Origin of the sequence: Dietzia massiliensis (assembly GCF_018390595.1) — a bacterium.
Lineage (GTDB): Bacteria > Actinomycetota > Actinomycetes > Mycobacteriales > Mycobacteriaceae > Dietzia > Dietzia massiliensis.
On record NZ_JAHBAV010000071.1, the window covers coordinates 1 to 12,575 of the forward strand.

Annotated in this window: 13 protein-coding genes; 7 read left to right on the forward strand and 6 right to left on the reverse strand. The window is 73.6% G+C overall.

The features are described from left to right. On the forward strand, positions 1-188 hold a 188-nt coding region (locus tag KHA85_RS14750; protein WP_213186382.1), incomplete at its 5' end, for a hypothetical protein. Positions 189-255: 67 nt separating this feature from the next. Here KHA85_RS14750 and KHA85_RS14755 read toward each other — a convergent pair. From KHA85_RS14755 to KHA85_RS14765, 3 genes are read right to left on the reverse strand one after another with little or no spacing between them, the layout of a single operon-like run. Then, positions 256-606 carry a hypothetical protein gene (locus tag KHA85_RS14755; protein WP_213186383.1) on the reverse strand — a complete coding sequence of 117 codons (351 nt, stop codon included), beginning with the start codon at positions 604-606 and terminating at the stop codon, positions 256-258. A gap of 28 nt (positions 607-634) precedes the next feature. Continuing rightward, positions 635-1,072 (reverse strand): hypothetical protein, encoded by a 438-nt coding sequence (locus KHA85_RS14760; protein ID WP_213186384.1) that lies wholly within the window; start codon positions 1,070-1,072, stop codon positions 635-637. Between the two features lie 7 nt (positions 1,073-1,079). Continuing rightward, positions 1,080-1,976, reverse strand: coding sequence for a glycosyltransferase family 2 protein (locus KHA85_RS14765; protein ID WP_063935381.1), 897 nt, complete (start codon positions 1,974-1,976; stop codon positions 1,080-1,082). A gap of 63 nt (positions 1,977-2,039) precedes the next feature. Between KHA85_RS14765 and ppgS the strand changes: the two genes are divergently transcribed. The 5 genes from ppgS to KHA85_RS14790 are packed head-to-tail and all read left to right on the forward strand — an operon-like array spanning position 2,040 to position 5,932. Further along, on the forward strand, positions 2,040-2,804 hold the full coding sequence (gene ppgS, locus KHA85_RS14770; protein ID WP_236885756.1) for a polyprenyl-phospho-N-acetylgalactosaminyl synthase PpgS: 765 nt from the start codon (positions 2,040-2,042) through the stop codon (positions 2,802-2,804). Then, a complete protein-coding gene (locus tag KHA85_RS14775; RefSeq protein ID WP_131885819.1) occupies positions 2,801-3,187 on the forward strand; it encodes a DUF2304 domain-containing protein in 387 nt (128 codons plus the stop codon). Before ppgS ends, KHA85_RS14775 begins: the two co-directional genes overlap by 4 nt. A 20-nt stretch (positions 3,188-3,207) precedes the next feature. Next, entirely contained in the window at positions 3,208-3,522 is a 315-nt protein-coding gene (locus tag KHA85_RS18125; RefSeq protein WP_236885757.1) for a hypothetical protein, read from the forward strand. Beyond that, on the forward strand, positions 3,519-5,171 hold the full coding sequence (locus tag KHA85_RS14785) for an alpha/beta hydrolase (protein ID WP_213186386.1): 1,653 nt from the start codon (positions 3,519-3,521) through the stop codon (positions 5,169-5,171). Before KHA85_RS18125 ends, KHA85_RS14785 begins: the two co-directional genes overlap by 4 nt. 11 nt (positions 5,172-5,182) lie before the next feature. Next, positions 5,183-5,932 carry a hypothetical protein gene (locus KHA85_RS14790; protein WP_213186387.1) on the forward strand — a complete coding sequence of 250 codons (750 nt, stop codon included), beginning with the start codon at positions 5,183-5,185 and terminating at the stop codon, positions 5,930-5,932. Positions 5,933-5,943: 11 nt separating this feature from the next. Here KHA85_RS14790 and KHA85_RS14795 read toward each other — a convergent pair whose 3' ends face one another. The 3 genes from KHA85_RS14795 to KHA85_RS14805 form a co-directional block, all read right to left on the reverse strand. Further along, the gene (locus tag KHA85_RS14795; protein WP_213186388.1) at positions 5,944-6,882 is read right to left on the reverse strand and encodes an SDR family NAD(P)-dependent oxidoreductase; all 939 of its coding nucleotides are present in this window, start codon (positions 6,880-6,882) and stop codon (positions 5,944-5,946) included. Between the two features lie 90 nt (positions 6,883-6,972). Beyond that, positions 6,973-9,126, reverse strand: coding sequence for a DUF6541 family protein (locus tag KHA85_RS14800; RefSeq protein ID WP_213186389.1), 2,154 nt, complete (start codon positions 9,124-9,126; stop codon positions 6,973-6,975). A 118-nt stretch (positions 9,127-9,244) separates the two neighbouring features. Next, on the reverse strand, positions 9,245-11,233 hold the full coding sequence (locus KHA85_RS14805) for a glycosyltransferase family protein (RefSeq protein ID WP_213186390.1): 1,989 nt from the start codon (positions 11,231-11,233) through the stop codon (positions 9,245-9,247). Positions 11,234-11,740: 507 nt separating this feature from the next. Between KHA85_RS14805 and KHA85_RS14810 the strand changes: the two genes are divergently transcribed. Further along, positions 11,741-12,568, forward strand: coding sequence for an HNH endonuclease family protein (locus KHA85_RS14810; protein ID WP_236885758.1), 828 nt, complete (start codon positions 11,741-11,743; stop codon positions 12,566-12,568). Positions 12,569-12,575 lie beyond the last annotated feature (7 nt).

Below are 12,575 nucleotides of genomic sequence, written 5' to 3' on the forward strand. Positions count from 1 at the left end.
CGCCGGCGAGCTACCTGACCAACGCCACCAACACCACCGCCATCATCGGCGAACCGGTCAAAGTCGCCCCGGCGGTGCTCGGCCGCCCGCGCGCCGAGGAACCCGCGCCCACGGACGACGCCGCCGCCCCCTACCGCGGACGCACCCTCGGCCGCGACTACACCGGCGGAGGTGCGGCACGAGACTAGAAGACCGGAACAGGCGAAGCCAGCCGATCATGACGCCGGCCCGTGGGCGCGGAGAGGCGCCGCTGAGTTACCCGACGCGCCGGAGCCCGGCCGGCGCCGGGAACGGCACCACGATCTCGCGGCCTACCTCCTCGATCGCATCGGTGAGGGCGGTGGTCAGCACGATGCGGTCGTCGTAGACATGCGCGATGCGGACCACGACCTCACGGCCGCCCTCGTCGATGACATAGCGCCCCAGGAGAAACCGCAGGCCCACCCGCTCCAGGACCTGCTCGGCGTCGTGCCAGTCATCGACCGGGTCCATCGGCCGACCCAGTCTGTCGATCGGCACGACCAGCGGCTCGGCGACCGTCATGTCGATCCAGCCGACCACCTCGCCGTCGTCACGCCGGTGCGGCACCCACGACGCGGGGATCACGACCGCCCCACCGGACCCACCACCCGGGTCACGCGGTGACCACCGCCTCCATGACGAGGAACGCCACCAACGGCACCACCGGGGTCGCCACCATCGCCGCCAGCACCAGCCAGAACCGTCGAAGCCACCACAACAGCCCCACGAACGCGGCGACCGTGACGAGCCACGCGGTGATCGGCGTGGCCGCCATGATTGTCTGCCAGCGTGGTTCGCAGATGAGCTCGGTGCTCCCGCTGAAACAGGTGTCGGCGAGCATCGCGGACAGACCGCCGAAGAGCAGCGCGAGAAAGCCCACCGCCACGGCCTCGACCGCGTACATGGACAGGCCCAGGCCCCACCGCGCGCGCACGGGATCGCGACCGGCGCCACGGCGACCCTCGCCGCGGAGACCCTCGCCACGGCGACCCTCGCCGCCGGTACGCGCACCGCCGGGGCCGACGCCACCGAGATCCGCGCCGCCGGTCATCGCCGCGTCAGAACTTGCGGAAGGTGTGGCCGAGCAGCTTCTTCCCGCCCTCGGCGAGCTTGCCCGCCTTGGCCGCGGTCGGGATGAGCGACAGCGCGTTGAGCCGCGACGTGACGTGCAGCCGGGCGGCCCGCTCGGCGTTCTTCCAGCCGCGGGCGGCGAACGCGTCGGCCTCACCGGCGAAGAAGCGGGCCTCCTCGTCGAACCGCCGACCGTCGAGTGCGCGGACGGAGGAATCGGAGGCGGAGTGCCGGCGGTAGAGGAACGCCAGCGTGGGGTCGTAGATCATGTGGCCGCCGCCGGTGATGACGTCCACCAGCAGCGCGAGGTCCTGCACCACGTCCAAGCCCTCGCGGAAGCCGATCCGCTTGACCCACTCGGAGTTCCACGCCAGCGACGGGAAGTAGGTCCAGTTTCCGTGCATGAGCGAGGTCATGAGCTTCTCGCCGTGCAGGACGGTACGGCCCTGGGTCTTGGGCTGGGTGAACGCCTTCACCGAGTCGGACAGGCCGCGAACGGGCGCTCCGTGCTCGTCGATGACGCTGACGCCCACCTCCATGACGGCGGCGTCGGGCACGGCGGCGAACCCGTCGGCCACGACCTGCAGGTAGTTGGGCAGCATGACGTCGTCGGCGCCCATGATCACCACAATCGGCGCGGTGACCATGTCCACGCACTTGCGGTAGTTGCCGTTCGCGCCGAGGTTGACCTCATTCTTCTCGTACGAGACCCGCTCGTCGCGCGCGGTGATCTCGCCCATGTAGCGGGCGGGCTCGGGGTCCGGGTAGCCGTCGTCCACCACGACGAGGCGGAAGTCCCGGTAGCTCTGGGCGAGGACACTGTCCACGGCCTTCTTGAAGTGGTCGACGTCCCCGTAGTACGGGAGCATCACGTCAATGGCCATCAGGGGAACCGCCGTCCTTCTCTTCACCGGGTTGTCCGACTGATCGCATAGTATCGACCCGCGATGACGGGTGACAGTGTGCGGGATGGCGAGCCGGGCGCGGCGGACGGGCGGGCTGACGGCTCGGGCCCCGGCGGTAACCGCGATGTGTGGCTCATCGTGCCGTGTTTCAACGAGGGCACCGTGATCGAGGACGTGCTCGCCGGCGCGCGCGAGACGTTCCCCAACATCGTGGCGGTGGACGACGGTTCGGCCGACGACTCGGCCGCGGCGATCCACCGCGCCGGGGCGCACCTGGTGCGGCACCCGGTGAACCTCGGTCAGGGCGCGGCCATCCAGACCGGCGTGGAGTACGCCCGCGCCCAGCCCGGCGCGCGGTACTTCGTCACGTTCGACGCCGACGGCCAGCACCAGGTCAAGGACGTGCAGGCGATGGTCGGCCGGTTGCGCAGCGAACCGATCGACATCATCGTCGGCACCCGCTTCGGCCGCCCGCGCGGCGAGGACGACCAGGTGCCGCTCATCAAACGGCTCGTCCTGCGCACGGTCGTACTGCTCAGCCCCCGCACCCGCCGACTGGGCCTGACCGACGCGCACAACGGCCTGCGCGTGTTCAACCGCCGCGTCGCCGAGGAGCTCAACCTGCGGATGAACGGCATGAGCCACGCCAGCGAGTTCGTGGAGCTCATGGACAGTCGCGGCTGGCGGGTGGCCGAGCAGCCGGTCGACATCCTCTACACCGAGTACTCGATGTCCAAGGGCCAGTCGCTGCTCAACGGCATCAACATCCTCTCCGACGGGTTCGTGGGAAAGAGGCTGCCCCGATGATCAAGGTCCTGCTCCTGCTGGCCGGCGCCGCGCTGGTGGCGTTCTTTCTGGCCAACCGCCGCAAGGCGCGTGCGAAGGCCGGTGTGAAGATCGGCTTCGTGCTGTTCGTCGTGTTCATGGTCTACGCCGTGATCCGGCCCGACGACCTCACGGTGATCGCCAACGCGCTGGGCGTCCAGCGTGGCACCGACCTGGTGCTCTACGCGCTGGTCATGGGCTTCGCGTTCGTCACCGTCTCCACCTACGTGCGGTTCCGCGAGCAGGAGCTGCGCTACTCGCGCCTGGCGCGCACCATCGCGCTGCAGAACGCCGTGCGTCCCGACGACCGGGTCGACGTCCGCGCGATGAAGCCGGCAGCGGACGACGACCCGCTGCGGCCCTGACCCCGTCCGTGGACGACGCCGTGCGTAGTGAGGCCGTGCGTGGTGAGGCCGTGCGAGGCGAGGCCGTGCGAGGCGAGGCCGTGCGCCTGCTGCGGCGCCTCGAGGTGGCGAGCGACCGCCTCGACCGCGCCCGTAGCGAGCGCGCATCCGACGCCGCGGGAGTCGACAGGGGCGACGACGACGAGGTCCGCGCCCTCCTGGGCCCCGCCGCCGACCGAATCGCGCGACTGGCCGAGCTCGCGGGCGCCCTGGCGGACGGCACGCTGACCGAGGCGTCGGCCGGAGAGGCGGCCCGCGCGGTGGCCACCTCCCAACCGCACCGCGGCGTCCGATGACCGGGGCACTGCCGGAGAACCCGCCGCCGGCCCGGGTCGTCGCGCTGCTCGAGCTGGCCGCCGACCTCGTGGCGACACGGGACGCCCTCGCGACCGCCCGCGACGCCCTGCTCACCGCCCCGACCCGCTCCCCCGCGCTCGACGCCCTCGCCGACGCGATCGACGGCGAGACCCGCGGCCTCGACGAACAACTGGCCGGCGTCTACCGTCTGGTCGAACTCGCCGAGGACGCCTTCGACGACCTCGACGGACCGGACCCCCTGCCCGAGCCGCAGCACGCCCGGCAACGCGAGCGGCTGGGCCGGGCCCGGCGCAACGCGCTCGCCGACCTGGCCAGACTCGCGGGATGCGCCCGGGCCGCGGAGGGCGGGCGCGCCGAACCGGGCGCCGAGGGCGGCAGGGCCACCGGGAGAGCTACCGGCGGCATCGACACCGCCGCGACCGTGGCCGGCTGGGCGACCGCCGAGCCCGAGGAGGTCTATTCGCGGATCGAGCACCTGCCGGTCGCCGACAGGCGACTGCTCACGCTCGCCGAGCCCGAGGCCGTCGGCGGGACCTACGGCGTGCCGTGGCCGATGCGGGCCCGCTCCAACGCGGTGGCCGTGCGCAGGGCGCTCCACCGCGAGCAGCTGGCGGGCACCCCGTGGTCCCCGCGTATCGGGAGACTGGAGACGATGGCGCGGCGCGACGCTCGTCGTCGTCGTCGTTCCTTCCCCGCCTTCTCCCCGCGGCGCGGTGGCCGGATGATCGAGGTCGTGGGCGACCTCGGACCGCGCACGGAGGCGGTCGCGGTGTACGTCCCCGGGACCGGCACCAATCTCGACATGTCGCACGTCAACACCGACGTCGCCGTGGACCTCGTCGACGCGGCAGACGGCCGACTGGCGGTGATCGCGTTCCTCGACGGCGAGTTCCCGCAGGACATCATGGCCGACGCCGGCAACCCGCGGTACGCCGAGACGATGGCGCCGCGGCTGGTGCGCTTCTGCCGCGAGGTCGACCGGGTGATCGAGATCGAGTGCCCGGGCGCCGCGCTCACCGTGGTGGGCCACTCCTACGGCGGCCGGATCGTCGGCACCGCCGAGCGCCTGGGCCTGCGCGCCGACCGCGTCATCTACGCCGAATCCCCCGACCTCGGCGTGGGCGTGACGGGGCCGTCGGACTGGCGCGCCCCCGGCCCGGTACGCCGCTACACCCTCACCGCGCCCGGCGACCCCGTCGAGCTGCTCCAGGTGCGCTTCGGGCTGCGGCGTCGGTGGTCGCACTCCGACCTCGGCGACGGCGGCGTGCGCCTCGACACCGGCTACTTCGCCGACGGCACGCCCGTCTACGGCACGCGCGGGCACGGCGGGGTGTTCGACCGCGACTGCGGCGCGTTCCGCGCGATGCTCACCGTGATGCTCGGCGGGCCCGTCCCTCTGTGGCGCGAGCGTGAGATCCGCGCCCGCCACACCGCCGTCCGGCGAGGCGACGAGGGTCGGCTGCTGCCCGTCCTCCGGCGCCATGTCGCCGGCCTCTGGTTGCGCCGCGACCGCGAGCCCTACGCCGATGCCGAGGTCACCTGGGAAGCGCCCGAACGACTGACGATCGTCCCGCCGGCGACGCGCGCGGCGGGGGAAGGTGTTGGCGTTCGCACGGAGGCTGTCTGATACTGGGGCCCATGGCATCGCTCGACACCCGCTTCACCCGCCCGTCCCTCACCGCCGTGGGGATGAGCGCGCTGGGGGTCCTGTCCGTCGGCCTCATCACGACCGGCCTCTGGTACGACTCCCACCGCAGCGCCCAGGCCGTCGAGCGGGCCCGCGCCCAGGTGGAGACCGCCCAGACCGGCGGCCCCACCGCCGAGCCGATCGCGAGCACCACCTCCGAGACGACCACCGAGACCACCACCGAGGAGACCAGCGAGCCGCCCACCGAGACGACGACGCCGGAGGAGACCACGGAGACGCCCGTCGCGACGCAGGCGCCCTCGACCACCGTGCCGACCGCGGCCCCGGCGCGGCAGGCCACCACCGTCCAGCCGGTCCGGCAGGCGCCGGTCGCGCCCGTCGCGCCGGCGGCGCCCGCGCCGGACGCCGGCCAGGGTGCCGGGACCGAGGGCGCCCCGGCGGTCGGGCCCGGCGAAGGCCCCGGCACCGGAGAGACTGGCGGCGACGCCGGCCAGGGTGAGACCGTCGAGAACGGTGAGGGCGGCGAGCAGGGCGGTCAGGGCGATCTCGAGGTGCGGCAGCCCGACGGCGCCCGGCCCGCGCCCGGCTTCCCGGACCTGCTTCGGCCGTTCCTCCCCCGCCCGAACGTGCTCCTCCAGCCGAACACCGTCGGGGCCGCCGCGGTCGGCGGGAACGCGACCGTGGCGGAGACGACCGCAGAGGATGAGGCGACCGACGCGGCCGACGAGCGGGGCGAGTAGACCCGCCGGGGTCAGTCGCGGAAGTAGTCGACCGTGCGGGCCACGCCCTCGCGGATCGTCACCTGCGGGACCCAGCCCAGCACCTCGGCCGCGCGACCGGCGTCCAGCGCCGAGCGGGCGACATCGCCCAGGCGGGCGGGCGCGTACTCCGGATCGTCGGGAGCGCCCGCGGCCTCGGCGACCAGCGTGTGCAGGCCACGGTCGGTGGTCTCGACGCCGGTGCCCACGTTGAACCGCAGGCCCGCGGCCGCCGGCACCTCGGCAGCGCGCACGAAGGCGTCCACCACGTCGTCGACGAACACGTAGTCGCGCGTGTTGCCGCCGTCGCCGAACACCCGGGTGGGCTGCCCGGCGAGCAGGCGCTGCGAGAAGATCGCCACGACGCCGGCCTCGCCGTGCGGGTCCTGACGCGGCCCGTACACGTTCGCCGGCGCCACCCCCGCCCACTCGATGCCGTACAGCCGCGAGAACATCTCCAGGTAGATCTCGCCGGCGACCTTGCCCGCCGCGTAGGGGCTCAGCGGATCGACCGGGCGGGTCTCCGCGACCGGCAGCTCGGTGACGGGCCCGTAGATCGACCCGCCGGAGGACGTGAAGACAATCCGCCGCACACCGGCCTTGCGCGCGGCCTCCGCGAGGCGGACCGTGCCGACCACGTTGACCTCGGCGTCGTGCACCGGGTCCTCGACCGACAGGCGCACGTCGATCTGCGCGGCCAGATGGAAGATCACCTCCGGACGGGCCTGCGCCACGACGTCCTCGATCGCCGGGTCGGTGAGATCCAACTGGTGGAAGACGAAGCGGTCACCCGCCTCCCGCGCGGCGGCGAGGTTCTCCAACCGCCCCCGCGACAGGTTGTCCACCACCGTCACCTCGTGGCCCTCGCCCAACAGCCTGTCCGCCAGGGTCGAGCCGATGAACCCGGCCCCGCCCGTCACCAGTGCGCGCATTCGTTCCCCTCCCTCGTGCGACAGGCCCCGCCGCCGCTCCCCCTGTCGGAGGACAGTGTTCACAATACGACCGCGGGGTCCGCGGCGGACTCACTCCGGTCCGTAGAGTTCCGTCGCCCTGGTGAGCGGGGTCCGCCGCTCGGGCGGGAACGGCGAGTTCTCCAGGATCTGCGCGAGCTCGGCGTCGGTGAACGCGGCGCGCACGGCGTGGATGCGCACCTGCGAATCCGCGTACACGGTGACCAGGCCGGGCGTGGTCGCCAGGTCGAGCAGGTGTTCGTTGGGCCGCTGGAACCCCCAGTAGTTCGGCGGGCTGACGTACACATAGGTGACACCCAGGTCGGCGAGCGCCTGATCGACCCGCGGGTCCTCGCCGGCCCGGTCGATCCGCGAGAACAGGTAGGTCGTCAGCGGGGCGGTCGATCCGGGCTGCAGGTAGTGCCGCGCTGTCGAGGGCAGGCCGTGGGTGGCGTACATCCACCCGGAGCCCTCGTCGGGGTTCGTGTAGATCAGTCCCGAGTAGGCCCGCGGTTGCTCGGACAACCACTGGAACGCGCGCAGGTCGTGCTGGTCGACCATGCGGCCCCAGCGCTGACTGGTGCCGGCCGCGGAGGCGTACTCGGGCGAGGCCTGCACGACCCACGAGCCCACGCCGACCAGGGCGGCCAGCGCCACGGCCACCCGCGCCAACTCCACGCCGCGGCCCTCGGGATCGGTGACCGGATCCATGAGCCGACCGAGCCACCCCGCCAGGCCCTGCACGGTGGCGCCCACGCCCGCGCCCACGGCGGCGGCCACCAGCACCGCGAGCACCACCCCGATCCGGCGGGGGTCGTTGTAGTAGACGCTGCCGATTCCGCGGAGCACGCCGCCGGTCCAGTTACCGAAGACGCTCATGGCGTTCACGCACACCACGAGCAGACCGCCCCACAGCAGGAGCGGCCACACCACGCGGCGGCGCAGCATGACGAGCAGCCCCAGCGCCGCGAGAGACAGGAGCACCCAGCGCACGCCCCAGTCCTCGACGTGCCGGACCTGCAGAGCGACCGCCTTGCCCCACGTCGCGGCGCGATCGGCGCCGATCTCGAACTCGAACGCCGAGATGTCGTCGGCCTCCTCCGAGACGGTGAGCACCTGCGGCAACAGCGTCAGCACCCCGGCCAGGCCGATGCCGGCCAACACCGCGAAATCGCGCACCCGCCCGCGCACCGGCCGCCACAGCCCGTCGAAGAGCCACCAGAACAGGACGAACACCCCGGCGGTGACCATCGCCGAGGGGTGGACGCCGCCGATGCCGACCAGGCCCAGCGCCGCCGCGGGGATGAGCCGCCGGTCCGCCAGCGCCGCCACCACCACGGCGGCGCCGAGGCCGGCCATGCCGTTGGCCACGGCCGACGGGGTCGCGGCCACCATCACCTCGACGAACGGCAGCCCGGGGAACAGCGGGGTGGCCATCGCCGCGACGGCCGCCGACGTGGCCACCACCGGCCGCGAGAAGTGCCGGTGCGTGATGAGCCACGCCAGCGCCGCCACACCGAGCGGGAAGACCAGCGCGACGCTGCCGATCTGCACGAGGTTGTACGTCTCGACCGCCCCGATCCCGCACAAACCCATCACGAGCGCGGCGATCGCGTGCCACGTGCTCGGGTAGTACAGCGTCGCGCCGTTCTCCGGGTACCGCAGCGCACCGGCCTGGTCGGGCGAGGCGAGGCCCACGTCGTGGATGAAGCGGATGTAGTTGGCGTGCCAGTGGGCGTCCCAGCCCTGGAAGATGTTCGCGGTGCCGCCCGGCATCGCCGACAGCTCGGTGAGGATCATCTGCCCGATCAGCCAGGCGCTGACCAGCACCGCCACGCCCGGCAGCAGCCACCACCGCGCGCGCCGCCCCGGCCGGCCGCCCACCCGGCCACGTCGCCCGGCGTCGCCGGACCCGCCGACCGGGCGACCGCCTCGCCCTCCCGCCGGCCGGGATCGGCGTGCTCGTCGTCGTCGCCCCATCCACAGGAGCCCGGTGATGGCCAACCCCACCACACCCACGACGGCGGCGGTGGCGGCCGTGGCGACCACGTACCCGCCGAGTGACCACGGCACGCCGATGCGACCGTAGACGTAGCCGGAGATCGCGGCGATTCCGAACGAGACGGGGATCGACGTGGCCACCGACAGGCGAAGGGGCAGTTGCGCGGCGGCGCCGACAATCACGCCGGGTACCACCAGGAGCGCGGTGAGGGTCATCATGACCATCGCGATGTCGATGACCCGCCTCCGTTCCCCGCCCTGTCAGCGTCTCGTCCCGGCCCGCGGGCTCGTCTCGTCGCCCGCCGTCCGACCCGCCCATTATGGTCCACCGCGTCGGCAGACCTCAGCGCGGCACGAGCACCCCGACCGGTCCGCTGCCCAGACACAGCTCCTGCAGCCCGCCGAGAGGCGAGACGGTGAGTCCGCTCCCCCCGCCGACGAGACGCACGTACACCGTGCCCAGCCCCGCCTCGACGGGCACGATCGCGGGCTCGCCGTCGTCGAGGCGCACGGACACGTGACCGTCGGCCTCGGCGAACACGTGGAGCCGCACCACCCAGTCGCGCCCGATCAGCGGCCCGTCCAGCTCGATCCGGGCGCCGTCGGAGCCGATCCGGTGGCCGCAGCCCGGCTCGGGGCCCTGCGGGAGCGTGCGGCTGGGCACCACGTCGGCCGGGTGCATCGTGCCGTGCGCGTCGATCACCACCGGCTCACGGGTCCACGCCCCCACCTCCGGGACGCCGGGCACGCCCGCGAGCAGCCAGGACAGCCGGTGCGCGGGGGCCGTGACGGGCAGCAGCACCTCGGGCGGGAGGTCCTTATCCAGCAGCGGTTCGGTGCGGTCGCGCAGCGCGGCGAGCAGCGGCTGGACGTAGTCGCGGGAGGGCTGCTCGGCCCAGGACTGCCGGTAGGTGGCGGTCGAGACGGCGGAGGAGGCGAGCAGCGCCACGAGGCCGAGCGCGCCGGCGGCCGGCCATCCGCCGCGCGTCGGTGTGTTGTGTGCGCGTCGGGGCGCCGCCAGGGCGAGGGCCGTCGCCGCGGCCAGCACGACGGGAAGCTCGGCGTGGTAGCGCAGCGTCTGGACGATCTCCGCGGCGGTGTCCGGGCCCGCGCGGCCGACCGCCACGAGGACCACCGGGACCAGCGGGTACAGCGCTGCGCCCGCCCAGACCGCACCGGTACGGCGCCTGGTGGCCAGGGACCACGCCAGCACGGCCACGCACGCGACCGCGCCGGCGATCACCGCGGCGAGGGGCGGGTCTGCCATCGGCGGGCCGGGATGCCATCGATCCCACCGCCACGGCCCGCCGCCGAGCGTCGGCGCGACGGCCAGCCGGTAGGTGTGGTCGACCAGCGCCGCGAACCGCAGCGGTGCGCCGTCGCCGCCCGCCGCGCTTGCAGAGCCGGTCGTGCCACTCGCCGTGCCACTCGCCGCGCCACTCGTCGCCCCGGTCGGGTCCGGGTCGAGCGCGCCCCCGCCGAGACGGCCGACGACGACGAGGAAGACCGCCGCCCATACCGCCACGATCACGGCCTGGGCGAGCCAGGCGGCGCGGGTCCGCCGCCAGAGTGTGAGCAGGTCGGTGCGCGTTCCGCTCGTCGTCCACCACCCGCCCAGCAGAACGACGGCCGCGACCACCGGGACGATGAGGGCCTTCTCCACGAACAGCAGACCCAGCGCGGTGGCCACCGCCGCACCCACCGCGTGCCGCGTCCTGCCCGTACGCGCGAGCTGGACCATCGACGCGACGGCCCACGCCATCGCTGCGGTGAGCGGGAGCGCGTTGAGCGCCGCCGCCCACCACGTGGCGGCGGGCAGGCCCAGCGGGATCGTCAGCGCCGCCGCCAGCGGGACGAGCAGGACCGTCCGCCCGGACAGCAACACCCACAGCATGCGGGCCAGCGCCGCGCCGGAGACCAGCTGGAGCAGCGCGATCTGCAGCAGCGGCATCCGGAAGTCCAGCGGCGCGAGGTGCGCGGCCAGCCAGATCAGGGCCATCCCGCCGGGCATGAGGTGGCCGTCGTGGTCGGTGAACAGCAGGTCCGGATGCGGCCACGCGTGCCGGGCGGCTAGGCCGTGGAGGATGAGGTCGTCCCAGTAGAACCACCCCGCCGCCGCGACCCACAGCCGCGCCCCCGTGGCCGCCAGCACCACGAACACGCAGGCCATGAGCAACGGGCGGCGGCCGATCACAGGGCGGGAGGCCGCGGGGGCGGACCCGGTGCGCGGATCGGTCTCGACAGCCGGAACCGTCTCGGCGGGAGGCCCCGTCTCGGCGGGCGGGTCCGTCTCGGCCGGTGCGTGACTGCGGTCGGGAGTCGCGGGCGGCATCGCGGGCAAGGCTAGCCGGATCCCGGGCCACGGTGTCCTCGACGTCCCGCGGGCCGCCGGTGCTCGCAGTCCGACCACAGCCGCGCGCGGCCATGGCGTCTCGCCCGTCCCCCTGCGCAGGCCAGACTCCATCGCGAGGAGCGAGGATCGAAATCCCGCGCATCCGCAGGAGCGAGACGCCAGGGAGGAGAGCGGCTGCGGGCCGGGCGAGCCCATTGCTCGAGCGGAGACAGGAGCGAGACGCCATCGCGACGAGCGACGGTGAAATCCACGTACATCCGCGGGAGCGAGACGCCAACGCCGGGAGCAGCGGCTGCGGGCCCGGCGCGCGCCGGCTCGATGCACAAGCGGATTCGGACGGGTGCGCGCAGGCATGACGCACACGCCGACTCGGACGGGTGCGCGCAGTCTCGGGCGGTGTGCACGCGCTCCCGCTGATGCGCAGCCGCATCTGCTGATGCCCTGCCGCGGGCGGGGATGTCCGAGGCCGTCGCTAGGGTGCCCCGCATGAGTTCCGGAACCCCTCGTGCAATCGGTGCAGTCGTCCTCGGTGTGGCCATGCTGGCAGGGATCGGCTGGTGCTCGGAAGCCGAGGACGGCGCTCCCGGCACGACCGGCACCCCCCAGAGCTCGCAGGTCGATCCGGGCGGGGCGGTCTCGTCGTCGTCGCCGATCCCACCGGCCACTCCCGCGCCGGACGCGGGCGCCCCGGCCGAGCCCGCACCCCCGGTCGCCCCGCCGGCGGACCCGTCGGGCGACCCGCTGGTCAGCGCCGCGAAGGTGGCGTTGCCGCAACTCGAGGTGAAGGGCCGTGCGCCCAGGACGGGCTACGACCGGGACCTGTTCGGGCAGGCCTGGACCGACGACGTGTCCGTGGAGTTCGGCCACAACGGATGCGACACCCGCAACGACATCCTCAAGCGGGACCTCACGGACCTCACCTTCCGGCCGGGAACCCGCGACTGCGTGGTCCTCACCGGCGTCCTCGAGGGCCCGTACACCGGGGAGCGCATCGAGTTCACGCGCGGACAGGACACCTCCTCGGAGGTGCAGATCGACCACGTGGTGGCGCTGTCGGACGCGTGGCAGAAGGGCGCCCAGCAGCTCACCGAGGAACAGCGGCGCGATTTCGCCAACGACCCACTGAACCTCATGGCCGTGGCGGGGTGGGCCAATCAGCAGAAGGGCGACGGCGACACCGCCACATGGCTACCGCCGCGTCGCGAGTTCCGCTGCTCTTACGTGTCACGGCAGGTGCTGGTCAAGGAGCGCTACGGGCTGTGGGTGACGGCCGCCGAGCGCGACGCGATGGACCGGATCCTGGCGAGCTGCTGACGCCCGG

Coding starts and splice junctions, on each gene's coding strand:
- KHA85_RS14760 (WP_213186384.1), bottom strand. CDS start 1,072: ATGACCGGCGGCGCGGATCTCGGTGGCGTCGGCCCCGGCGGTGCGCGT.
- KHA85_RS14765 (WP_063935381.1), bottom strand. CDS start 1,976: ATGGCCATTGACGTGATGCTCCCGTACTACGGGGACGTCGACCACTTC.
- ppgS (WP_236885756.1), top strand. CDS start 2,040: ATGACGGGTGACAGTGTGCGGGATGGCGAGCCGGGCGCGGCGGACGGG.
- KHA85_RS14775 (WP_131885819.1), top strand. CDS start 2,801: ATGATCAAGGTCCTGCTCCTGCTGGCCGGCGCCGCGCTGGTGGCGTTC.
- KHA85_RS14785 (WP_213186386.1), top strand. CDS start 3,519: ATGACCGGGGCACTGCCGGAGAACCCGCCGCCGGCCCGGGTCGTCGCG.
- KHA85_RS14790 (WP_213186387.1), top strand. CDS start 5,183: ATGGCATCGCTCGACACCCGCTTCACCCGCCCGTCCCTCACCGCCGTG.
- KHA85_RS14795 (WP_213186388.1), bottom strand. CDS start 6,882: ATGCGCGCACTGGTGACGGGCGGGGCCGGGTTCATCGGCTCGACCCTG.
- KHA85_RS14800 (WP_213186389.1), bottom strand. CDS start 9,126: ATGGTCATGATGACCCTCACCGCGCTCCTGGTGGTACCCGGCGTGATT.
- KHA85_RS14805 (WP_213186390.1), bottom strand. CDS start 11,233: ATGCCGCCCGCGACTCCCGACCGCAGTCACGCACCGGCCGAGACGGAC.
- KHA85_RS14810 (WP_236885758.1), top strand. CDS start 11,741: ATGAGTTCCGGAACCCCTCGTGCAATCGGTGCAGTCGTCCTCGGTGTG.